Source organism: Prochlorococcus marinus str. MIT 9401 (assembly GCF_000760095.1).
Classification (GTDB): Bacteria; Cyanobacteriota; Cyanobacteriia; order PCC-6307; family Cyanobiaceae; genus Prochlorococcus_A; species Prochlorococcus_A marinus_I.
Genome location: NZ_JNAR01000017.1, coordinates 95116 through 117479, shown reverse-complemented (window position 1 = coordinate 117479; position 22364 = coordinate 95116). Strand labels below are relative to the sequence as shown.

Here is a 22364-nt window from a genome sequence, read left to right as displayed (position 1 = left end):
ACCCAAAAACAATATCTCAAAAAAGTTTAAATTGAATTATCTTTTTTAAGAAACCTTTTAAAAATAGATTTTTTTTGGAATATCCATGAAGATGCAGATTTTAAGCGTTCTGAAATATCAGGCAACTTGGAATTATATATAAGTCTTCTTGTCTCAAAAGCTAATTTTCCACATAACGTAATACCAAGCCCAGAAATTGAAGCTTCGCCTATTCCTAAGCTAATCATTTCACCATTGTCTTGGAATTCAAAAGGTAAAGGATCCTTTCCTTGAATTAATAGTTCTAGATTTTTAGCCAGATGATTCCCTTCCTGCATAGCAACTTGAGCTGTTATAGGTAAATCTTCCATTCCTTCAATAAGTGAAATATCGCCAATAGCAAAACAGTTTTTATAGTTTTCTATTTGAAAATTATTATCAACTAAAATTCTTCCAAATTTTTTTGTTATTTCATCAGTTTCCAAATAGGACAAATTAGGTTTAACACCTGCTGTCCAAATAACAATATCCTTATCCAAGGAAGTTATTCCAACCTCGCTAGAAATACTAATCTTAGTTTCTGAGACTTCTTTAACTGTGGAATTCAAAAGAACGTTGATTTTTCTTTTTTCTAACGCCTTCTCTGCTTGTTCTCTATTGAAAATTTTGTTTTTATTTAAGATTTCGTTTGATTTTTCTATTACATTAATTTCAAATTGGTCTGTAAATATATCTTTAATTTTGCATGCTAACTCGATGCCAGAGGGACCACCTCCAACTATGAATAACTTTTTATGCAACGCAGTATCTTGTGATTTTTTTAAAAAAGAATTTAATTTATTTAAATCATTCAAATCATTAAAAAAATAACAATTTTCATGTACACCTTTTATAAAAAAACTATTTGGAATAGATCCTGTACAAAGAACGAGATACTGATAGCTTAATTTTAATTCGTCACTAAATTCAAGAATATTTTCTTTAAAGGAAATCTTGGTTAAACAATTTCTTAAAAAAGTTATACCGGCATCAGAAAAAATATTTGCAAATTTTGGGGCGGCTTCCCAACTTCTTATTTCTTTACTTAAAACTTCGTACATTAAAGGTTTAAAAATAAAGTTAGTTTCAGAATCAACCACAAGAATGGGTAAAGAAGGATTAAGATCCTTTAAATTCAAAGCAAATGTCATACCTGCAAAACCTGCTCCAACTATTACTATTGGTTTTTGTATCGATTTCATTAGAGAGATATTGTTATGCGTAAATGTATTATTAAACTATACGAATAATTTTTAAATTGAGCGAAATAAAATTAAACTCCTAAATAAACTGAAGAATGATTGAAAAGATCCACAAAGATATTCAAACTAACTTGAAGAAATATAATCAAGAGCTTGTAGATATGAAACCTCAAGGGATGCTTACTTGGGGTTATGAAAAGTTTGATAATCAATTTGCTATTACAACAAGTTTTGGCATACAGTCATCAGTCCTCTTAGATATGGTCAGTAAATTATCTCTACAAAAAAAAATCAAAATATTTTGGATAGATACAGGTTACCTTCCTCCAGAAACATACCATTACGCTGAAAAGCTTATCGATAATTTATCTTTAGAAGTTGAAGTTCTGCAAAGTGAATTATCTCCAGCAAGAATGGAGGCCAAATACGGAAAACTATGGGAAACAAAAAAAGAGAGTGATTTAGATAAGTATCATGAATTGAGAAAGATAAAACCTTTAGAAAATGGTCTAGAAAAATATGATATTTTCTGCTGGGCAAGCGGTGTTAGATCTAGTCAAACAGAAAATAGAAACAAAATGAAATTCATAGACCTAATTCGTCAAAGACTATCTTTAAGACCTTTATTAAATTGGACAAATAAAGATATTTTTTATTATATGGAAGAGAATAATTTACCTGCCCATCCACTTTTTATCAAAGGTTATTCTTCCGTAGGAGATTGGCATTCAAGCAGTCCCGATGGTACTGAAACAAAAGGCAGAGATACAAGATTTGGGGGGATTAAACAAGAATGTGGAATACATACTAATAATTAAATTGATCATAGAATAATGGTCTCAGATATAAATTTTCTATTAGTAGGCAATAGTAGGCTTCATTGGGCTAAATATTCTAAATATCAATCTAAATTCTTCCATACCAATAAAGAGCAAGAAGTTCCCGAAAATATAGATCTTGATCAATTAATTTGGGCTTCCGTAGGAAAATTACCAAATTTTTTGCTGAAAAAAGAAAATGAAATAAAAACTAAAGATATCCAATTATCAAATCTTCCTGATTATTTTGGAGTTGATAGAGCTCTTGCCTCTATTGCCGCTTTAAAAATTATTGAAAACCCTTGCAAAAAAGATTTGCTAATTGCAGATTTTGGAACAATATTTTCAATAACAAAATTAAATTCAAATGGGTCTATTATTGGAGGTCAACTTATTCCAGGTTTTCTAACACAATTAAAATCAATGGAACAAAATACAAAAAATCTTAAAGTTCCCAAAAAATATGATATTCCGCTCAAAGATTTTTTAATTAATACAGAAGATGCAATCTTAAAAGGAGTAATCAACTCTATTACTAGCGTAATTAATAGTTTATTTAATCCCGAAAAGGATATTTTAATAATCTGTGGAGGAGACTCTCAATTAATCACAAAATCTCTAAAAACTAAAAAAGAAAATATTATCAAAGCTCCTAATTTAGTTATGGAGGGGATGATTATTCACCACTTGTCCATAAAAAAATTAGCTTAACCCAAGGTCTGCAATTATATGATCAGCCATTATTGCAGCTTTTACCTTTAAGTAAATTTTTTCGATGTTACCTTCAGTATCAATTAAAAAAGTATTTCTCATCATTCCCATATATTCTTTTCCCATGAATTTTTTCAGTCCATAACTATCGTAATCAGAAGAAACTTTAAAAGGTTCAGGATCAGTTAAAAGAATAAAAGGTAAATTAAATTTTTCTATAAACTTCTGATGAGAGGATGCATTATCTTTACTAATACCGAGGACAACAATATTATTTTTTTGGAGTAAATCCCAATTCTCTTTAAAATTACATGCTTCTTTAGTACATCCAGGAGTATTATCTTTTGGATAAAAATATAGTATTATTCTTTTACCTTTAAAATCACTAAGAGAAACTTCTTTCTCAAAAGAATCTTTTAATTTAAATTCTGGTGCTTTGTCGCCAACCTTAAGAGCCATTGAAATTATTAAATGAGTATGAATATAAAATACCAAAAATTTGGTTTTATGAGATTAAAGGTGTGCAAGATGTCGCAACTATAGAAGAAATTAAAACTGCAAAAAAACTAACAAATTCAAGATCAAAGATTTTCTTAGAAACAAGAGCTTATTTACGACAATCACTTTCAACACTTTTTGATTTAGACCCCCTAGAAATTCCAATTAATGCTCAACCTGGAAAACCTCCAAGTTTACCTTCAGGTATGGGTAATATCAGTTTAAGTCATTGCAAGGATGCCATCATTATAGTCTGGCATAAAGGCAAAATAGGGATTGATATTGAGAGAACAGATAGAGATTTTAACCATACAAAATTTGCAAAAAAATATTTTTTTCATACCAATAAATCAAACCATAATAATTATTTAACAAAAAATATGATATTAAATCAATGGTGTGCTGTTGAAGCGGCTATAAAATGGGATCATGGAAAAATAGCTAACGACATTCAATATTGGCAATTTTTTGAAAAGCCAAAAGAGTTAATTCACAAGAAGAAAAATATACATTTAAATTATTCACAGATAAACTTCCATAATTGGACTATAGCTTTAGCCTACGAAGAAAAAACTTCTTTTAATCCTGAGATTATTTGCTGTTCGAAAAATTTTTAATTTTTTTTTCTTCTAAGCAGTTCTTCATATTGAGTTTTTTCCCATCCATTATTATTTGGTTCCCATATTTTTAAACCTCTTAAAGATTTAGGAAGATATTCTTGTACGACCCAATTATCTGGATAATTATGAGGATTGACATAACTATTGGAATTATTTTTTAAATGAAGTGGAACATCAAAAACATTTGTAGATTTGATTTTTTCAATTGCTTTAAAAATACTTTTCGTACTATTACTTTTTGGAGAAATAGCTAAATATAAAGAAGCTTGCGTTAAAAAATATAATCCTTCTGGAAAACCAACTCTATCAAAAGCATCACAACAGGATTGTACAACTACTATGGCATTAGGATCTGCTATTCCAATATCTTCACTGGCAGATATAAGTAGTCTTCTAAAAATAAAATTTGGATCTTCACCAGCCTCCACCATATTCGCAAGCCAGAATAAAGTTGCATCTGGATCAGAACCTCTAATGGACTTGATGAAGGCACTTATTACATCGTAATGATTTTGACCATTTTTATCGTAAACAATATTTTTCTTTTGTAGTGCATCCTCTGCTATTGAGAGATTAATGGCGATTTCTTTAGCATTATTTTCAGCAGTTGTTTCTATGGCCATCTCTAGCGCATTGATTAATGTCCTTGCATCTCCGCCAGAATATTTAATTAAATGACTTATAGCATCTTGAGTTAAATAAACCTTTTTTGAATCTTTTTGTTTTGAATAGTGAGTGATGACTTTTTGTATTATTTTCTGCAAATCATTTTCTGCCAAAGGAAGTAATGTAAAAATACGAGACCTACTAACAAGCGCCTTATTAACAGCAAAGAAAGGGTTTTCAGTTGTAGCACCAATAAAAGTTATAGTTCCATTTTCTATTGAAGGTAATAAAGCATCTTGCTGAACTGATGTAAATCTATGAACCTCATCGATAAATAAAATTGTTTTTCTTTTTGAATTGATTAATCTATCTTTTGCATTAGCGATTTCATTTCTTAATTCTTTGACACTTGAAAATACTGCATTTAACTTAATTAATTTTGACCGCGTATTAAAAGAAATAATTTCAATTAGAGTAGTTTTTCCAACACCCGGCGGGCCAGAAAAAATAAAATTACTAATCTTATCGTTTAATATTGCACTTCTTAAAAGCGAATTCTCATTCAGGATTGGTTGTTGACCAAAAAAATCCTCCAAATTCTTTGGTCTTAATTTATCTGCCAAAGGAGCATTATTTTCTATTTGAGAATAATTAGTAAATAAATTTTCTGAATGCATATAAATAAAATCAAAAAATCATTACTTTCAATTCTATGTAATTACTGTAGGAGTTTCCATTTGAGTAAGTTTTGAAATATTCAATAAAGTATCTAAATCATCTATTAGAGGTTTCAAAGCGATCTGAGGATTTAACGAAAGATTCTGTTGAGGATCGAAAAATTTCTCAAAGTAAAGTCTTAATGTTGCACCTTTAGTTCCAGTTCCAGAAAGGCGCACAATTACTCGCGAATTATCATCAAGGACCAATCTTAAACCTTGATTTTCACTTATAGAATTATCAACGGGATCTAAATATGAAAAGTTATCTGCAACTTTAACTAAATGCCCAGCAAAACTATTTCCTTTTAAATTTTCGAGCATAGAAGTTAGATTACCGAAGATTTGATTAGCAATATTTGAGGGAATTGCCTCATAATCATGTCTTGAATAATAATTCCTACCAAATTGTTTCCAATGATTCTGCATCAAATCACTTACCGAACATTTTTTCTCAGCTAAAACTTGTAACCAATACAAAACTGCCCACAGCCCATCTTTCTCTCTAACATGATTACTGCCTGTTCCGAAACTTTCTTCTCCACATAAAGTAATTAAATTAGAATCTAAAAGATTTCCAAAAAACTTCCAGCCAGTAGGTGTCTCGAAACAAGGTATATTTAATGCTCGAGCAACATTATCAACAGCTGAGCTGGTTGGCATGGATCGTGCCACACCTGTAATACCATCTTTATAACCAGGGACACATTTTGTATTAGCAGTGATAACTGCAAGGCTATCACTAGGATTTACAAAACATCCACTTCCTAAAATCATATTCCTATCTCCATCTCCATCGCATGCAGCACCAAAACTATAAGATTTTTTATTTAATAACAAATCAGCCAAATGGGATGCGTAAGTAAGATTAGGATCAGGGTGTAAACCTCCAAAATCTTTTAATGGGTTACCATTCATGACACAATCAGGTACAAGACCCATTTTTTCAACAAAAATATTATTTGCATATGGGCCTGTAACCGCATTCATTGCATCAAAGATTAACGAGAAGTCTTTTTTTAAAAAATCACTAATTTGATCAAAATCAAAAATTTTCTCCATCAAATTAGAATAATCTGTTAATCCATCAATAATTTCTAAAGTAGTTTCGTCGTAAGAATAAATTCCATATTCACTAAAATCAGGTAATTGGATTTTACAAATTTTATAACTAGTGAGTAATTGTGAAGCCTTAAAAATCTTATTAGTAATTATCTCAGGAGCAGGGCCACCATTAGAGATATTCAATTTCACTCCAAAGTCGCCATCAATCCCACCAGGATTATGGCTTGCAGAAAGAATAATTCCACCAATTGCATTTTCTTTTCTAATTAAATTTGATGCCGCAGGAGTAGATAATAAACCGTATTTTGGAACAATAATCTTTTGAACTTTATGAGCAATGCATATTTGGACAATTTTTTTTATTGCTTCAATATTGCCATATCTGCCATCACCACCAACTACTAATGTTGAACCTTTTAAATCTTCTAACGATTGGAGGATTGCTTCAATAAAAATTTCTAGATAATGTTCTTCCTGAAACTTTAAAGTACTTTTTCTTAATCCAGAGGTACCTGGTTTTTGATCTAGAAAAGGAGAATTAATATTAATTACACTAACTTGATTCATATTCTTAAGAAACTTCCAAAAATCTAACTAAATTAATGAGGCATTTCGGAAGTTCTTAACATAGCGATAAACCATAATGAAGAAATTAATAATGCACTAAGAATTCCATAGTTAACACCAAATTTAGAAATTGTAATTGGAACTATTAGCGGAAAAGTTAATGCCCCAAACAATGGAGTAAAAGCTACAATTTTTTTCAGCATCAGTTTTATCTATTAAAACCATTCAGTCTCAGCATTATCTTTTTCATTAGTATCGTCAAGTGGTGTAGTTCTATCAAATTTCATTGAAATACTTTTTTCTTGCTCACCAGATACATCAATAGCTTTAATATCATATTTTTGAGTCCCGTCTCTAAATGGAACTTGAATTCTAAAAGTACCATCTGCGGCAAGAGGTACATCCTCTCCACCTATTGTCAGTTTTGCAGAAGGCTCTGTAGCTCCATAAACAATTAATTCAGCATCAGCAACGAGCCAAAAAGATCTATTTTTAACAATTCCGCTCCCGGAATCATTTAAGCCTGAAGACCATTTACCAGCACCTGAGTCTGTAAGATTATTATTGGAATTTGCTGAATTTAAATTTTCCATGAACTCTTCAGAACCCACTTTTCTTCTGAGAGGAATGTTAGTTGCTGCTTGGTATAACCTTTCATGCATACCATTTTGTTCTGAAACAACAGGATTAGAAATATCTGGGATTGACTCAGAAGTAGAATCTAAATTAAAAGGTACAAATTTATCAAGAATTTGCTCAGAGGGATGAGACCCAGGAACATGGCTTATCGAAGAAAATGCCAATGACATCCAGTTGAAACCATATTTGTAACCTAATTCAACTTTATAATCTCTATCAGCAAGTGGGATTGGCAAGTACCACTCGGTACTGTAACTATCAACGGCTATCTCCCTTAAGGTTCCTTGATTAAAGTTGCTTTCTTTAGAACCAGATGCATCAAATAATCGTAAACATAATTTACTAGCTCCCAAAGATTGTGCTTTTTCTCTATCTGCATCAGAAATTTGCCAAAAAACATAAGCCCAATCTGGATCTCGGGGTAGGAAAACTACATTTGTTTTAACTTCTTCACTACTGTTGTAATTATTGGACTCAGAAGTTCCTTCGAATTTTGACTCAGGTGGTGTCGTGTATGTTTTTTTTGTAGATTTTTCTTGATATTTGAGTATTAAATCAACTAAAACAGCTTTTGTTTTGCGACTGTATAGCGGAACCGAAAGTTTACTTGCTTCTTGACGTAATTGTCTGAGGGTTAGTGAGAGTAATTGATCTTTATTCATGATCCCATCAGCCACTTTAAATTCTCCGTTTTTGTTTGGGATCAGTATGTTCTTTTTTTTTTGGAATTGTGTGTCTTTTTGGCCTGTCGTCAGGATCCTCTGACTACTCAAAAATTCTGAAAATTGATATTTCTCTTCAAAACAGTTGGTATCAAAGCAATTAATTGATTTTCAGATCTTTATGAAATGTAAATTAATTTTCTTTTTTTTTAAATTTTATTACCTGAATTTGTTAACGACTCAACAAAAATATATTTTTTCTTCGGGATCACTTAAAAAAGAGAGAATTCAACGTTGTTCAATTAGAAGTACCAAATCATCTATCTCTAAATCCTCAATACTTTTACCTATTTTTTTTGAAAAAGTACTTAATTTTTTCGAAGTAGACTCTAACTGCTCATAAAAAAGATCACTAAATTTTTTATCATCAAACTTTTTGGATTGGTTATCACACCATTCTCTCAAGAGATTTTTATTTTGATTTTCCAAACTATTATCTACATTGATACTTTTTAAAATCTGAAGGCAATGAGCGAGTATTCTTAAATGGTGTTTCTGCATTATAGGTAGATCAAGATTATCAATTTCTTGAATAGTTTCTATGTTTAATGGATTAGACAAGGGATCAAGATGATTAGACATTAATTTTTAGTTTTAATAAAGGAAAAAAACTCAATATTGGGGGTATCTTTCGTTAGAGTATATAAAGCTAATTGTAATAAGTTATTCTTGATAACATGGTCAACAAAAATTTAGTTAAAGATGTAGTAAAAGAGCCTTACAAATATGGTTTTATTACTGATATTGAAACTGAAAAAATAGAAAAGGGACTAAATGAAGATATCATAAAATTAATTTCACAGAAAAAAGAAGAGCCAAAATTTCTTCTTGATTTTAGATTAAAAGCCTTTAAAAGATGGCAAAAAATGAAAGAGCCTGATTGGGCAGCATTAGGATATAAAAAAATTGATTATCAAGATATTATTTATTACTCTGCTCCTAAGCAAAAAGAGAAAATTTCTAGCTTAGATGAAGTTGATCCCAAACTTCTTGAGACTTTTGATAAATTAGGGATACCCCTCACAGAGCAAAAAAAACTGACAAATGTAGCAGTAGATGCTGTCTTTGATAGTGTCTCTATAGCCACAACTTTCAGAGAAGAACTTGCTGAACATGGAGTTATTTTTTGTTCAATTAGTGAAGCAGTAAAAAATCACGCGGATTTGATTGAAAAATATTTAGGTACAGTAGTTCCAGCTAGTGATAATTATTTTGCAGCACTAAATTCTGCAGTTTTTAGTGATGGTTCTTTTGTTTATATCCCAAAAGGTGTTGCCTGCCCTATGGATCTATCTTCCTACTTCAGAATTAATAGTGGAGATTCAGGACAATTCGAAAGAACACTAATCATTGCTGAAGAATCAAGTTCTGTAAGTTATCTAGAAGGTTGTACAGCTCCAATGTTTGATACAAATACCTTACATGCAGCAGTTGTAGAGCTCATAGCATTAGACGACGCCTCAATCAAATATTCAACAGTGCAAAATTGGTATGCTGGTGACGAAGAAGGTATTGGCGGAATTTTTAATTTTGTCACCAAGAGAGGAAAATGTTTAGGTAAGAGAAGTAAAATTAGTTGGTCTCAAGTTGAAACAGGGTCTGCAATTACATGGAAATATCCTAGCTGTCTTCTTTTAGGAGAAGAATCTGTAGGAGAATTTTATTCAGTGGCTCTCACCAATAATCTTCAGCAAGCAGATACCGGCACAAAAATGATCCATATTGGTCCTAAGACCAAATCAACTATTGTTAGCAAAGGTATTAGTGCAGGTAACTCAAAAAATAGCTATAGAGGTCTTGTCAAAATGGGAACAAAAGCTAAAGGATCAAGAAATTACAGTCAATGTGATTCAATGTTAATAGGGGATCAAGCTTCTGCAAATACATTTCCTTACATCAAATCTCAACAATCCAATTCTGAAATTGAGCATGAAGCAAGCACATGTAGAATCTCAGAAGACCAACTTTTTTATCTCCAAAGCAGAGGTATAGAATTTGAGGAGGCAGTATCTATGATGGTCAGCGGATTTTGCAGAGATGTATTTAATCAATTACCTATGGAATTTGCTGCTGAAGCAGATAAGTTACTGGCACTTAAACTAGAGGGTTCAGTAGGTTAATCAATCAATTTCTAAACTGCAATGCAAAGTAAAATGAAAGAATCAGATCCAATTTTAGAAGTTGAAAATCTCTTTGCATCTACCGATAATCTTCCAATTTTAAAAGGGGTTTCACTTACTGTCTATCCTGGAGAAATTCATGCCATTATGGGAAGAAATGGATGTGGCAAAAGTACTCTTTCGAAAATTATTGCAGGACATCCCTCTTATAATATTACAAATGGCGACATAAAATTTTTAGGTGAAAACATTAACTCACTAGAACCTGAAGAAAGATCTCAATCAGGAATTTTTCTTGGTTTTCAATATCCAATTGAGATTCCAGGTGTAAGTAATCTTGAGTTTCTTAGAGTTTCAACTAATGCTAGAAGGAAATTCCTCAACAAAGAAGAATTAGATACTTTTGATTTTGAAGAATTAGTTAAAGAAAAGTTAGAAATTGTGAAAATGGATCACGCATTCTTATCAAGGAGTGTAAATCAAGGCTTTTCCGGAGGTGAAAAAAAAAGAAATGAGATTCTGCAAATGGCTTTACTTGAGCCCAAAATAGCAATATTAGATGAGACCGATTCTGGTCTAGATATTGATGCTCTAAGAATAGTGGCATCAGGAATTAAAAAAATATCTAATGCACAAACTGGAATTATACTTATTACCCACTATCAAAGATTATTAGATGAAATTAAACCAAATTATGTCCATGTAATGTCAGACGGAAAAATCATAAAAACTGGAGAAAGTGATCTAGCTCTAGAGCTTGAGAAAAAAGGGTATGAATGGACTGATAACTTTATAAAAGAGACCTAAAAAAATGGAAATTATTGAAAAAATAAAAAATAATAAATCCGACGATAACCTAACAGAAATACAAAAAATCTGTCTTCACAAATTACAATCGAGCCCCCTCCCTAATCCTAAAAGTGAACTATGGAGGCTTTCAAATAAATCAAAATTATCAAACTTTTTAGATTACTCAGTTAATGAAAAAGATTCAAAATTTGATATGCCATATCCGAAAAATTCTCAAAGTACTATTAGATTAATCATCGGTGAAAATTTCCAAATTAATTTAACAGAGAAAAATTATTCAATACAGCAATTAAGTGAGGATGAATTACAAAAATATATCAAGGAACAGATATCTTTTTTTAAGCAAAACGAAAATTGGAGTGACCTACTAAATCTGTCTTTAAGTTGTAAAAATAATATTTTGGGATTAAAAATAAATGGATCAAAAATTCCTCCTATTGAAATTTTTAGTCATGCATCAATTAATTCTTTAAACGCAAAAACCCTCGTAATATTTTTAGAAAAGAATTGTGATGTTGAATTATTACAAGTAAATCTTGGTAAAGAAAACTCTTCATTATCTCAATCAACTTTCTTTTGCTTGAAAGAAAATAGTTCCGTAAATCATGGTGTTGTTTCTTACGGTGAAAACAGATCCAATCTATTAAATTCTCTCAATGTAATTCAACAAAAGAATAGTGCATACAACTTAGGATCTTTACATTTCAAATTCAATTACGCAAGATTTGAAATTAGTATTAAACAATCTGCGGGAAACGCTAAAACAAATATCAAAGGTATGCAAATAACAAAAAAAGATGAGCAAATATCAACTTATACAAAAATAGAATTTAATGGTCCAAATGGATTTCTAGATCAAATAAATAAATCACTTGCTGATGATAAATCACATGCAATATTTGAAGGTTCAATAATAGTTCCGAAAATTGCCCAGAGAACTGATGCTTCCCAATTAAGCAGAAATTTACTTTTATCAAATCTCGCACAAATAGATACCAAACCTCAATTAGAAATAATTGCTGATGATGTCAAATGCAAACATGGAGCTACAATTTCGCAATTAAATGAAGAAGAACTTTTTTATATGCGAACAAGAGGGATCACGTTAACAGAAGCAAGTAAACTACAATTAAGTTCTTACTTTCAAGAAATAATTTCATTTATTCCCATTTCAAAAGATAAATGGGATTTGCTTGATAAACTTTTAAATGAGAATTAATGGAAACGATTCAAAATTTTCCTGAAATAACGAAAAAAGACTTTCCTCTTTTAAATAAGAACTTAAAAAGTAATAAGCAAATTATTTATTTAGACCATGCTGCAACGACACAAAAACCAATACAAGTCTTAAAAAAAATTGATGAATATTACAAAAACTTTAATGCCAATGTACATAGAGGGGCACATCAATTAAGTGCTAAAGCAACAGAAGAATTTGAAAATGCACGATATTTAATTAGCAAATATATAAAAGCAAATTCAGCAAAAGAAATTATATTCACAAGAAATGCTACTGAGGCAATCAATCTAGTAGCTAGATCATGGGGCGAATATTCATTAAAAGAAAACGATGAAATTCTTTTATCAATAATGGAGCATCATAGCAATATTGTTCCATGGCAAATGATTGCAGCAAAAAATAAATGCAAATTAAAATTTATAGGTATAGATAAAGATGGGAAATTAGATATAGATGACTTTAAATCAAAACTTACATCTAGAACTAAACTTGTTAGCCTAGTACATGTTAGTAATACTTTAGGTTGCTGTAATCCAATCAAAGAAATAACTAAATTAGCCAAACAAAAAGGTTCTTTAGTATTAATAGATGCATGCCAAAGTTTAGCTCATCAAAAACTGGATGTGATTGATCTTAATATAGATTTTTTAGCTGGATCAGGACATAAACTATGCGGTCCTACAGGTATTGGATTCCTCTGGTCAAGAAAAGAAATCCTAGAAAAAATTCCTCCTCTCTTTGGAGGTGGCGAAATGATTCAAGATGTTTTTGAAGAGACAAGTACTTGGGCAGAGCTACCACACAAATTTGAAGCTGGAACTCCAGCCATTGCAGAAGCAATAGGTCTTGCAGAAGCAATTAATTATATTAACAATATTGGATTGAATGAAATTCATAAATATGAAAAGACTATTACTAAGTATTTATTTGAAAAATTAAATCAAATTAAAAATATTGAAATCATAGGACCATCGCCGGAGATAGATCCAGACAGAGCCTCACTTGCCACCTTTTATATAAAAAATATACATTCAAATGATATTGCTGAAATTCTTGATTCAAAAGGAATTTGCATCAGAAGTGGCCACCATTGCTGTCAACCTCTTCACAGATACATTGGAATTAAATCAACCGCTAGAATCAGCATGAATTTCACAACCAATAAGGAAGAAATTGATATGTTTATAGAAAAATTAAAAGATACTATTGATTTTCTGAAAATCAATTCTTAAATATTCAAAGCATTTTTTAAAAATTCCTGAGATCTTTGCATTACTACTCCTTTATTTTCAATATTTCTAAAACCATGTCCTTCATTATCAAAAAAAATAACTTCTGAATATTTATTATTCCTAATCAAAATTTCTTGAATTTTTAAAGTTTGTTTATAAGAAATAACTTTATCTTTTTTTCCATGAAACAATAAAATAGGTTTTTTTATTTTGTGAATATGAGTTATCGGTGATCTATTTATATAATCATCATGGTTTTTTGCATAATTTCCTACCAAAGAATTTAAATAATCTTTTTCAAACCTATGAGTGTTGTAATGCATATCCTTCAAATCAATAACGGGATATTTACAAATTGCTGCTTTAAAAATAGACCCATATAATAAACAATTCAGGGCAGTTAACCCACCAGCACTACTCCCAAAAATTACTACTTTTTCACTATCAACTTGATTTGATTTAATCAATTCAAGAGCTAGTGCTTTGCAATCATAAGAATCAACAATACCCCATTTATAATTCAACCTCTCTCTATATACTTTGCCAAATCCTGATGATCCTCCATAATTGACTTCAGCAACAAAAAATCCCTTCGAAGTCCAATATTGAACTTCAGAATTATATGATCCATCAAAACATGAAGTTGGTCCGCTATGTGCTCTAACAAGGAGCGGTGGCTTTCTAAAATTTTCAACAAGGGGCTTATAAAGAAAAGAATGAGTAGATTGATCCTCAAAACCTTTAAACCAAAATGTTTCAGGTTTTGAACAATCTTTTATTTGATCAAAAAATATCTGCTCTGAAAAATTTGATAAAACTTTTTTTGCAAAATCAATTTCAAATACAATTCCCAAAAAATCAGATCCATAACCTTTTAAAAGAACTTTTTTCCGAAAAACACTGAAATCACTTATTGAGGTAAAAGGAGTAGAAAATTCTTCAACAAATTCAAGATCTTTATATTGTTCCAGTATTAAACTATTTTCTTTTTTTGCTACACAAAATAAATTTTTTATAGTCCCTGAAAAAAATGCTATTCCAGTGACCCATTGTGGTGCTCCATATTCAATCAAATTTCTCTCTACCCTTTTCTTAATAAAAATATTCTCAATTTGACTAACATCTAAAAACAATAAGTTCCACCATCCAGAACTATCTTCCGAACATACCAAATGTGTTTCACTTATCCAATAGGGTTGAAAAAAAGAAACGTTTTTTTTGGAATTGATCAGCTTATTTGAGAATTTTTTTATTTTTTGTATCTCGCCATCTAAATCTATTTGAGCAAAAAACAGCTCATTTTTTTCCCAGGGCATATAAGGAGAATCCCACTCTATCCAAGAAAGTAAGTTAGCAGATGTATTAGAGGATAATTCTCCAGCAAAATTTTTAAATTTTTTTATTCGATGAATATCTTGTTTAGTTTTTTTTAAATTTAAAGAAAATAAATAATCTCTATTATTTATTTCGCAAATTCCATACAATAAGTTTTTTTCAGAAATGACAAATGAAGAATCAAAATTTCCATCAATTGATTTAGATAGTTGATTAGGTTCTTGAACTGAAATGAGATATTTATTTTGGCTTCTAAAAGTTGACGCTGCCTCTTTAAAAATTTGAAACCATACTGCCTTAGTAATCTGATCTATCCATATTAAATAAAAATTATTTTTAAAATTTATACATTTATAAGATTTACCACCATATCCATGAAAATTATTCTTAATATTATATTTTTTACTTGTTAATTGCTGGGGAAACGCTTCTTTGACATTGAATGGTCTTGCAAAAATAGCATTTTCATTTTGACCTTCACCAACAACATCAATCCAAAAAATGATATCCCTAATAATAGTTAATTCATTGAAAGCATTTTTTTTAGATTCAGTTTGCCTAACTTTTAACTTATCATCATTAATCATTTAAAAAAAATATAAAGAAAGTAAATTAAAGTGCTAGTATTTTTATAGCTAAACTCTTAATTAAAAACTTTTTTAACGTGGCAAACCATTTTTCACAACTTGCAAAAAAGTCAAGAACAAATGGAAGCTCAGAAAAAATTGCAAAAGAACAAACAGGTAAACCATCTCTAGACATTTATAAACTTGGTGATGACGTATTAAGACAAAATTCCAAAAGAATAACTAAGGTTGACGAATCGATTAGAAAACTTTCTAGAGAAATGCTTCAAAGCATGTATGCAGCTAAAGGAATTGGACTTGCTGCACCTCAAATTGGTATCAACAAAGAGCTTCTTGTCATAGATGTAAATTTTGAAGATTCAGCAGCAGAACCTTTAATATTAATCAATCCAGAAATTACCGACTACGGAACAACCCTTAATTCATACGAAGAAGGCTGCTTGAGTATACCAGGTGTCTATTTGAATGTAGTAAGACCATCAACTATAAAATTAAAATTTAGAGATGAGATGGGAAGACCGCGTAAAATGAAAGCAGATGGACTTCTGGCGAGGTGTATTCAACACGAAATGGACCACTTAAACGGAATATTATTTGTAGATAGAGTTACATCAAAAGATGAATTGAACAAAGAACTTATAAAAGAAGGGTTTAACAAAAAAGATGTGATTTCTCTTTATTAATCTAATGACTGAAACTACAATATTTCAAAAAATAATTAATGAAGAAATACCTTGCGATAAGCTTTATGAAGATGAGTTTTGTATTGCTTTTAATGATATCCAAGCGCAAGCGCCAGTCCATTTTCTAGTGATTCCAAAAAAGCAAATTATTAGTTTATTAGATTGTATTGAAGAAGATACAAATTTACTAGGGCATTTACTTTTTGTTGGTAGCAAAGTAGCTAAATCAAAAAATTTAACTAATTGGAGAACAGTAATTAATACTGGAGCAGAATCAGGACAAACAGTTTTTCATTTACATATTCATTTTTTATCTGGAAGAAAAATGAATTGGCCCCCAGGTTAAAACTCTCGAAAGAAATGTTTATGGGTTATAAATAAATAAAAACAAAATGAATACACCCGATTCCTTAAATACAGATTCCAAAAATTTTTTCAATTTAATATCAAAAAATTGGGAAGAGCTAGACGATTCACTTAAATCTAAGTTAATTAAAATTTGGAGAGTTTTAACTTATAAATGGCAATTACAAATTTTATTTAATCTACCTTTTCTTTTATGGTGGGTATTAGATAAATCTTCTCCAAAAGTTCACCAATTTGACATAACAATTTTGAATTACTTAAATTTACCTGACTGGGCACTTTCATTTATTGGCTTTGGTCAATAGACTGCTAAAAGTTATAATTTACTTTATAAAACTTGTCGAGTGATGAATAAAGCAGTTAATAATAAATCCAAAATACTGTACCAATTACAAAAATTAAGGAAGTTATCTCAGCCATTTTTTCTTCCGATAGACCAATGTAATGGATTTCAATTCATATGGCTTTTGATTTCTCTTTTATTCTGCGTTGGTGGAGTAGTACTTGTTGGTCTTACAGGAATAATAAGTTTTTTTGAAAGCTTTCAACCAATTTTTCTTGAAAAGTATTTCGGAGGTGTAGTAAGTACTGTCAATTCAATATGGGCTGGTAGCTGGGGATTGCTTTTCTCTGCATTATTTCTAATTGGATCAGGAAGCTTTTTTAGCTTAAGACGTCAATTAAAAAACCGTAGATGGTTACATTGGTTATTCCTTGCGATAATTGTATTAATGCTTTTAGCTGTAAACGGAATAAACGCAGGTATTGGATTCATTGCGAGAGATTTAACAAATGCTTTAGTAGAAAAACAAGAAGATGGGTTTTATCGGATATTGGGGATTTACGCTTGTTGTTTTGCTGTGGCACTACCAATACGTGTTTCCCAAATATTTTTTACATATAAGTTAGGAATAATTTGGAGAGAATGGCTTTCAAAAAGTTTAGTCAAAGATTACATGACTAATAAAGCTTATTACCAATTAAATCCCAATGATGAAGAACAAACCGATGTAGATAATCCTGATCAAAGAATCACAGATGATACCCGAGCTTTTACCGGGCAAAGTCTCTCGTTCACATTAGGTATTTTTGATGCCCTACTAACATTTTCACTTAATATTCTTATTTTATGGAGTATTAGTACAACACTTACTTTTTCTTTATTTGGTTACGCTGCATTTGCAACTTCTATCCTTTTAATTGCTGGGAAAAATCTTGTAAAGATTGACTTTGATCAACTCAGATATGAAGCAGACTTTCGATATGGCTTAGTACATATTAGAGATAATGCTGAATCAATAGCCTTTTACTCTGGGGAGAATCCTGAGCGAAGTGAAACTGAAAGACGCTTAGGAGAAGTAGTGAGAAACTTTAATTTACTGATTATATGGAGAGTAATAATAGACGTCATGAGAAGATCCATTAATTATGCTGGAAATTTCTTTCCATATTTAATAATGGCAATCCCTTACTTTAAAGGTGATATTGATTATGGACGCTTTATTCAGGCAAGTTTTGCATTTGGAATGGTTGAAGGTTCGTTATTTTTCATTGTTAATCAAATCGAAGAACTCGCAAAATTTACTGCTGGTATTGGCAGATTAGAAGGATTCCAATCAAAAGTTGAATCCATTAGTCAAACCAACCCGACAAGCAATCAAAACGTTATTTCAGATTACCCCTCAATTCTTATCAATAATGCTGACCTTTGCCCACCAGGATCAAATAAAACAATAATTAAAAATTTAAATTTGAGCATCGACAATAACCAATCACTTTTGGTTGTAGGACCATCTGGGTGCGGAAAAACATCTTTACTAAGAATGATTAGTGGTTTATGGGAACCCGATCAGGGAGTAATTAAAAAACCAAAAATTGGGGAATTATTATTCATACCTCAAAAACCATATATGTTACTTGGTTCTTTAAGGGAACAATTATGTTATCCCACAGAAGTTAAGAAGTTTACTGATGAACACCTTACTTCTGTACTTCATGAAGTAAATTTAAAAACCTTAGTAGATCGGTATCCTAATCTTGATATCAAACAAGATTGGCCACGAATTCTTTCCCTGGGCGAGCAACAAAGATTAGCTTTTGCGAGACTCTTACTAAATTCTCCAAGATTTGCAGTACTTGATGAAGCAACAAGTGCTTTAGATATTAACACTGAAAAAAAACTATATAGTTTACTAAAAGAACGAGAACTTTCTCTTATAAGCGTAGGACATAGGCCTAGTTTAAAAGATTTTCACGAGAATATTTTAGAATTAAATGGACAAGGAGACTGGAAATTATTGACTTCTGATAAGTATAATTTTAAGGATTAACAAAAAAAATGAATTCTAAAGAAGAGCAAACAAATTCAGAAGCAACTAATGTAGAGAATGAGAGTTTGATAGAACAGCAGAAAGATCCAAATTACATCAATGAACAAATTGGAGACAATAAATTAGATAAAAAATCTATTGAAATTAAGGATGAATATAAGTTTGGATGGAGCAGTTATTCTGAAATAACTAATGGCAGATTCGCAATGATTGGCTTCCTTGCAATAATATTGATTGAATTATTTAGTAAACAATCCTTTTTAAAATGGGCAGGAATCTTATAATTAATCATCAAATCTAGAACTGTTATCTCTTGGTTTCTTCTTGTTTGTTCCAACGTTATATCTACTATTTTGATTTTTTACACTTGATCTAGCTGAAGAGCTTACTCTACGAGTCTCACGTGGTTTTTTTGCTTGATTAGCATCTTTAAATAAAGCATCTTCTACTTGAGTTGTTGAAGTTTGCTGCCTAATAGGGGATCTATTAGGTTTCTTTCGTAATGGAGAAGAATCATCAGGAGTAGAGGTATTATCTCGTCTAGAAACTGTACGATTCATTCTGGGTCTTGACCCTGTTTTAACTTCATCACGAGATAAATTTCTTCTCTCACCAAAATTATTTGTTTTTGGTTGTTTACTATTTCTATCTTCAGAAGTCTGTCTTCTTCTCCTTACAGGTTCGTCATTTTCAAACTGACTTATTTCCCTTGTAGATGGCCTACTTCTACTTGCTGCAGCAGAGGGTATAGCTCTTGAAACATTCCTCCTACGAGATCTGCCCTCCGCATAGTCTTCTTCAAATTCATCTTCTTGAGGTTTAAATCTTCTGGATGGTCTTTCAGGTTCTGCAAACCTATCATAATCATCATTAAATCGGCCTCTAGAATTTCTGGGAACATCAGAAATAGGATCATCATCAAAATAAGATGATCTTCTAGCTTGATCAGTAGCAACTCCCCTCAAACGCACACTTTCATATGCGAAAAAAACTGTAGTTCCAGCTAATAAAAACTGACCAAACTGAAGGATAGGATCTAACCTCCAGCCTTGAAAAAATAATATTCCTCCGCACAAAAGCCCAATTGCTGCGAAGAAAACATCATAATCCCTCGCCAAGGCAGGCTTAAAGGACCTCAAAAAATAAAGGCCTCCTCCACATACCGCGAGGACAATACCAACAATACTGGCCCAATTGAGACTAGCATTGACCACATTCTTTCTCCAAAATTTATTTTTTAAAAGGGTTACTTATATCCCCCTATATATAGTGTACTTAAAACTTCTACAAAAACTAGCGTCTTCCAGTAGAAGTACGATCGAGGGAATCTTTCTGGCTGACAAAAATCAAAAATGCAGTTGCTGGAATAACAATAAGTAAGGCAGCGGCAATAAAACTACCTATCATTCCAACTGCGGAATTATTTGCAACTTCAGCAGAAAAATCTGCGGCTAGTAATAAATTTGAGATTTGAAACACTTTTTAAATATTAAATTCTCAATTTATAATACGAATTAAATACGTTTCAATGGGTTATTTATTAAGATGAATTAAATAATTGTGATTTCCTTGCTTGTACACTTTCTTCAAATTTTAGATATTAGTTTAGGAATTTCTCTTTCATATCTAACTATAGTTTTTCTAATAAGATTAATACTTACTTGGTACCCAAAAATTGATTTAAGTAAAGGTTTATGGTTATTAATTTCAATACCATCAAGCTCTGTTCTAAATTTAACAAGAAAACTAATTCCTCCTATTGGAGGCGTTGATGTTGGACCCGTAATTTGGATCGGAGTTATAAGCTTTTTAAGAGAAATTTTAGTCGGTCAGCAAGGGCTTATTAAACTTGCATTGCATACAAATATTTCATAGAAATCATTTAATTATTTCTCAGTAATTTGGCAGTAATTCTTCTTCTACATATTTAGTATGTATCTTACCCTGCTTAAATTTAGATTTATTCAGTAAGGTTAGATGAAAGTTAATTGTTGTAGGAATACCAGTTACTGCACATTCATTTAAAGCCCTGTTCATACGTTTAATTGCAGTATTACGATCTTTTCCCCAGACTATTAATTTACCAATTAATGAGTCATAGAAAGGAGGTATTTCATATCCTGTATAAACATGACTATCCACCCTTACACCAGGGCCGCCAGGAGGAAGCCACCCAGTTATTTTTCCAGGTGATGGCCGGAAATTGTGAGAAGGATCTTCAGCATTAATTCTACATTCAATGGCATGACCGTTTAAATGGATATCATCCTGATTAAATTCCAAATTTGCGCCGCTTGCGATTTTAATTTGCTCAGCTATTAAATCAACTCCTGTAACCATTTCAGTAACAGGATGTTCAACTTGAATCCTAGTATTCATCTCCATAAAATAAAAATTATCATCATCTACTAAAAATTCAACTGTCCCCGCTCCTTCGTAGCCGATACTTTTTGCAGCAGCAATAGCTGCGTTCCCCATTTTTTTTCTTAGCTCAGTGTTAATTGCAGGACTAGGAGATTCTTCTAGCAACTTCTGATGTCTTCTTTGAACTGAACAATCTCGCTCTCCTAAATGAACAACATTACCCGACCTGTCAGCCAAAATTTGAATTTCTACATGTCTTGGCTTCTTTATAAATTTCTCCATATATAAACCATCATTACCAAAAGCTGCTTCTGCTTCGCCTTGAGCTGCTTTAAACATTTTTTCGAGATTATCAGAGTTTTCAACCAACCTCATACCTCTTCCACCTCCTCCAGCAGTAGCTTTAATAATTACCGGATAGCCAATATCATCTGCCAATTTGTAAGCCTCATCAACATTTGATAACAAGCCTTTACTACCAGGTACTGTTGGGACTCCAACTGCTTCCATAGTTTCTTTAGCTGTAGATTTATCTCCCATAGATCTAATAGCTTTAGGAGATGGGCCAATAAAAACTATGCCATGATCGTTGCACATCTCAGCAAATTTATCATTTTCCGCAAGAAATCCATAACCAGGATGAATTGCATCAACTCCTCTCGATGTAGCAGCAGCAAGTATATTTGGAATATTTAAATAACTCTTATTACTTAACGAGTCTCCAACGCAAACCGCTTCATCAGCAAGCTGAACATGCAATGCTTTTTTATCTACAGTACTAAAAACTGCAACGGTTGCAATACCTAGTTCTCTACAACTTCTGACAATTCGTAAAGCTATTTCTCCACGATTAGCAATTAAAACTTTTTCAACCATTATGAAAATTAAATTGAAGAAATGAAATGACTTAAAATAAAAAAAGATTTGCCAAAGTATTCAACAAAATTTTTTACTGATCAGAGGACATTTTTTACAATACAGCCTAAAACGTTATATATGTAAAAATATTTGTTTTATGCAATAGAAAAATTATTCATTACATTCAAAAATACTCTTCTAGAACTACATGCTTATTTCAGTCAATAATGTATTATATTTTTAATGTTTAAGTAGCC

Annotated in this window: 24 protein-coding genes; 13 read left to right on the top strand and 11 right to left on the bottom strand. The window is 31.2% G+C overall.

The features are described 5' to 3' along the window. Positions 1-26: 26 nt before the first annotated feature. A complete protein-coding gene (locus EV01_RS00310) occupies positions 27-1220 on the bottom strand; it encodes an NAD(P)/FAD-dependent oxidoreductase (RefSeq protein WP_032518526.1) in 1194 nt (397 codons plus the stop codon). A gap of 95 nt (positions 1221-1315) precedes the next feature. Between EV01_RS00310 and EV01_RS00315 the strand changes: the two genes are divergently transcribed. Continuing rightward, entirely contained in the window at positions 1316-2038 is a 723-nt protein-coding gene (locus tag EV01_RS00315) for a phosphoadenylyl-sulfate reductase (protein ID WP_032516831.1), read from the top strand. Between the two features lie 15 nt (positions 2039-2053). Beyond that, on the top strand, positions 2054-2749 hold the full coding sequence (locus EV01_RS00320; protein WP_032516832.1) for a type III pantothenate kinase: 696 nt from the start codon (positions 2054-2056) through the stop codon (positions 2747-2749). On the opposite strand, the gene bcp is transcribed toward EV01_RS00320, so the two are convergent. Beyond that, complete coding sequence (gene bcp / locus EV01_RS00325) at positions 2741-3208, bottom strand: thioredoxin-dependent thiol peroxidase (protein WP_032516873.1); 468 nt, start codon at positions 3206-3208, stop codon at positions 2741-2743. The two genes, EV01_RS00320 and bcp, sit on opposite strands and share 9 nt — an antisense overlap. Here bcp and EV01_RS00330 point away from each other — a divergent pair. Further along, positions 3208-3864 carry a 4'-phosphopantetheinyl transferase family protein gene (locus tag EV01_RS00330; RefSeq protein ID WP_032516833.1) on the top strand — a complete coding sequence of 219 codons (657 nt, stop codon included), beginning with the start codon at positions 3208-3210 and terminating at the stop codon, positions 3862-3864. The two genes, bcp and EV01_RS00330, sit on opposite strands and share 1 nt — an antisense overlap. On the opposite strand, the gene EV01_RS00335 is transcribed toward EV01_RS00330, so the two are convergent. From EV01_RS00335 to EV01_RS00355, 5 genes are all read right to left on the bottom strand, one after another. Beyond that, positions 3861-5150, bottom strand: a complete 1290-nt coding sequence (locus tag EV01_RS00335) for a replication-associated recombination protein A (protein ID WP_032516834.1) — start codon at positions 5148-5150, stop codon at positions 3861-3863. The genes EV01_RS00330 and EV01_RS00335 overlap by 4 nt on opposite strands. A gap of 33 nt (positions 5151-5183) precedes the next feature. Next, positions 5184-6821: an alpha-D-glucose phosphate-specific phosphoglucomutase gene (locus EV01_RS00340; protein ID WP_032516835.1), complete on the bottom strand. Its 1638-nt coding sequence runs from the start codon at positions 6819-6821 to the stop codon at positions 5184-5186. A 32-nt stretch (positions 6822-6853) separates the two neighbouring features. Further along, positions 6854-7024, bottom strand: a complete 171-nt coding sequence (locus tag EV01_RS09560; protein ID WP_011375642.1) for a hypothetical protein — start codon at positions 7022-7024, stop codon at positions 6854-6856. Between the two features lie 12 nt (positions 7025-7036). Further along, positions 7037-8137, bottom strand: coding sequence for a DUF4912 domain-containing protein (locus EV01_RS00350; protein WP_080725740.1), 1101 nt, complete (start codon positions 8135-8137; stop codon positions 7037-7039). 273 nt (positions 8138-8410) lie between these two features. Further along, on the bottom strand, positions 8411-8764 hold the full coding sequence (locus EV01_RS00355) for a hypothetical protein (protein WP_032516836.1): 354 nt from the start codon (positions 8762-8764) through the stop codon (positions 8411-8413). A 95-nt stretch (positions 8765-8859) separates the two neighbouring features. On the opposite strand from EV01_RS00355, the gene sufB reads away from it, so the two are divergent. The 4 genes from sufB to EV01_RS00375 are packed head-to-tail and all read left to right on the top strand — an operon-like array spanning position 8860 to position 13584. After that, a complete protein-coding gene (gene sufB / locus EV01_RS00360) occupies positions 8860-10302 on the top strand; it encodes a Fe-S cluster assembly protein SufB (protein WP_032516837.1) in 1443 nt (480 codons plus the stop codon). Between the two features lie 21 nt (positions 10303-10323). Then, the gene (gene sufC, locus EV01_RS00365; protein ID WP_032516838.1) at positions 10324-11109 is read left to right on the top strand and encodes a Fe-S cluster assembly ATPase SufC; all 786 of its coding nucleotides are present in this window, start codon (positions 10324-10326) and stop codon (positions 11107-11109) included. 4 nt (positions 11110-11113) lie between these two features. Then, the gene (locus tag EV01_RS00370) at positions 11114-12331 is read left to right on the top strand and encodes a SufD family Fe-S cluster assembly protein (protein WP_032516839.1); all 1218 of its coding nucleotides are present in this window, start codon (positions 11114-11116) and stop codon (positions 12329-12331) included. Further along, positions 12331-13584 carry an aminotransferase class V-fold PLP-dependent enzyme gene (locus EV01_RS00375; protein ID WP_032516840.1) on the top strand — a complete coding sequence of 418 codons (1254 nt, stop codon included), beginning with the start codon at positions 12331-12333 and terminating at the stop codon, positions 13582-13584. Before EV01_RS00370 ends, EV01_RS00375 begins: the two co-directional genes overlap by 1 nt. Here the strand turns inward: EV01_RS00375 and EV01_RS00380 are convergent. After that, positions 13581-15506 (bottom strand): alpha/beta hydrolase family protein, encoded by a 1926-nt coding sequence (locus tag EV01_RS00380; RefSeq protein ID WP_032518524.1) that lies wholly within the window; start codon positions 15504-15506, stop codon positions 13581-13583. The genes EV01_RS00375 and EV01_RS00380 overlap by 4 nt on opposite strands. 77 nt (positions 15507-15583) lie before the next feature. On the opposite strand from EV01_RS00380, the gene def reads away from it, so the two are divergent. Genes def through EV01_RS00405 form a run of 5 tightly spaced genes read left to right on the top strand, consistent with a single transcriptional unit; the run spans position 15584 to position 19169 of the window. Further along, the gene (def, locus tag EV01_RS00385) at positions 15584-16189 is read left to right on the top strand and encodes a peptide deformylase (protein ID WP_032516842.1); all 606 of its coding nucleotides are present in this window, start codon (positions 15584-15586) and stop codon (positions 16187-16189) included. Between the two features lie 4 nt (positions 16190-16193). Continuing rightward, positions 16194-16535: a histidine triad nucleotide-binding protein gene (locus EV01_RS00390; RefSeq protein WP_032516843.1), complete on the top strand. Its 342-nt coding sequence runs from the start codon at positions 16194-16196 to the stop codon at positions 16533-16535. Between the two features lie 46 nt (positions 16536-16581). Beyond that, positions 16582-16860 (top strand): hypothetical protein, encoded by a 279-nt coding sequence (locus tag EV01_RS00395; protein WP_032516844.1) that lies wholly within the window; start codon positions 16582-16584, stop codon positions 16858-16860. A gap of 42 nt (positions 16861-16902) precedes the next feature. After that, positions 16903-18885, top strand: coding sequence for an ABC transporter ATP-binding protein/permease (locus EV01_RS00400; RefSeq protein WP_032516845.1), 1983 nt, complete (start codon positions 16903-16905; stop codon positions 18883-18885). An 8-nt stretch (positions 18886-18893) separates the two neighbouring features. Beyond that, the gene (locus EV01_RS00405) at positions 18894-19169 is read left to right on the top strand and encodes a chlorophyll a/b-binding protein (protein ID WP_032516847.1); all 276 of its coding nucleotides are present in this window, start codon (positions 18894-18896) and stop codon (positions 19167-19169) included. Here the strand turns inward: EV01_RS00405 and EV01_RS00410 are convergent, their stop codons facing one another. Next, the gene (locus tag EV01_RS00410) at positions 19170-20099 is read right to left on the bottom strand and encodes a Ycf66 family protein (protein ID WP_032516848.1); all 930 of its coding nucleotides are present in this window, start codon (positions 20097-20099) and stop codon (positions 19170-19172) included. 79 nt (positions 20100-20178) lie between these two features. After that, complete coding sequence (gene psbX, locus EV01_RS00415) at positions 20179-20364, bottom strand: photosystem II reaction center X protein (protein ID WP_025905805.1); 186 nt, start codon at positions 20362-20364, stop codon at positions 20179-20181. 90 nt (positions 20365-20454) lie between these two features. On the opposite strand from psbX, the gene EV01_RS00420 reads away from it, so the two are divergent. Continuing rightward, entirely contained in the window at positions 20455-20760 is a 306-nt protein-coding gene (locus EV01_RS00420; protein ID WP_032516875.1) for a YggT family protein, read from the top strand. A gap of 18 nt (positions 20761-20778) precedes the next feature. Here the strand turns inward: EV01_RS00420 and accC are convergent, their stop codons facing one another. Continuing rightward, positions 20779-22125, bottom strand: coding sequence for an acetyl-CoA carboxylase biotin carboxylase subunit (gene accC / locus EV01_RS00425; RefSeq protein ID WP_032516849.1), 1347 nt, complete (start codon positions 22123-22125; stop codon positions 20779-20781). Positions 22126-22364: the final 239 nt, after the last annotated feature.

Coding starts and splice junctions, on each gene's coding strand:
- bcp (WP_032516873.1), bottom strand. CDS start 3,208: ATGGCTCTTAAGGTTGGCGACAAAGCACCAGAATTTAAATTAAAAGAT.
- EV01_RS00310 (WP_032518526.1), bottom strand. CDS start 1,220: ATGAAATCGATACAAAAACCAATAGTAATAGTTGGAGCAGGTTTTGCA.
- EV01_RS00355 (WP_032516836.1), bottom strand. CDS start 8,764: ATGTCTAATCATCTTGATCCCTTGTCTAATCCATTAAACATAGAAACT.
- EV01_RS00390 (WP_032516843.1), top strand. CDS start 16,194: ATGACTGAAACTACAATATTTCAAAAAATAATTAATGAAGAAATACCT.
- EV01_RS00400 (WP_032516845.1), top strand. CDS start 16,903: ATGAATAAAGCAGTTAATAATAAATCCAAAATACTGTACCAATTACAA.
- EV01_RS00375 (WP_032516840.1), top strand. CDS start 12,331: ATGGAAACGATTCAAAATTTTCCTGAAATAACGAAAAAAGACTTTCCT.
- EV01_RS00380 (WP_032518524.1), bottom strand. CDS start 15,506: ATGATTAATGATGATAAGTTAAAAGTTAGGCAAACTGAATCTAAAAAA.
- EV01_RS00315 (WP_032516831.1), top strand. CDS start 1,316: ATGATTGAAAAGATCCACAAAGATATTCAAACTAACTTGAAGAAATAT.
- EV01_RS00405 (WP_032516847.1), top strand. CDS start 18,894: ATGAATTCTAAAGAAGAGCAAACAAATTCAGAAGCAACTAATGTAGAG.
- accC (WP_032516849.1), bottom strand. CDS start 22,125: ATGGTTGAAAAAGTTTTAATTGCTAATCGTGGAGAAATAGCTTTACGA.
- EV01_RS00335 (WP_032516834.1), bottom strand. CDS start 5,150: ATGCATTCAGAAAATTTATTTACTAATTATTCTCAAATAGAAAATAAT.
- EV01_RS00340 (WP_032516835.1), bottom strand. CDS start 6,821: ATGAATCAAGTTAGTGTAATTAATATTAATTCTCCTTTTCTAGATCAA.
- EV01_RS00320 (WP_032516832.1), top strand. CDS start 2,054: ATGGTCTCAGATATAAATTTTCTATTAGTAGGCAATAGTAGGCTTCAT.
- EV01_RS00370 (WP_032516839.1), top strand. CDS start 11,114: ATGGAAATTATTGAAAAAATAAAAAATAATAAATCCGACGATAACCTA.
- EV01_RS00395 (WP_032516844.1), top strand. CDS start 16,582: ATGAATACACCCGATTCCTTAAATACAGATTCCAAAAATTTTTTCAAT.
- sufB (WP_032516837.1), top strand. CDS start 8,860: ATGGTCAACAAAAATTTAGTTAAAGATGTAGTAAAAGAGCCTTACAAA.
- EV01_RS09560 (WP_011375642.1), bottom strand. CDS start 7,024: ATGCTGAAAAAAATTGTAGCTTTTACTCCATTGTTTGGGGCATTAACT.
- sufC (WP_032516838.1), top strand. CDS start 10,324: ATGCAAAGTAAAATGAAAGAATCAGATCCAATTTTAGAAGTTGAAAAT.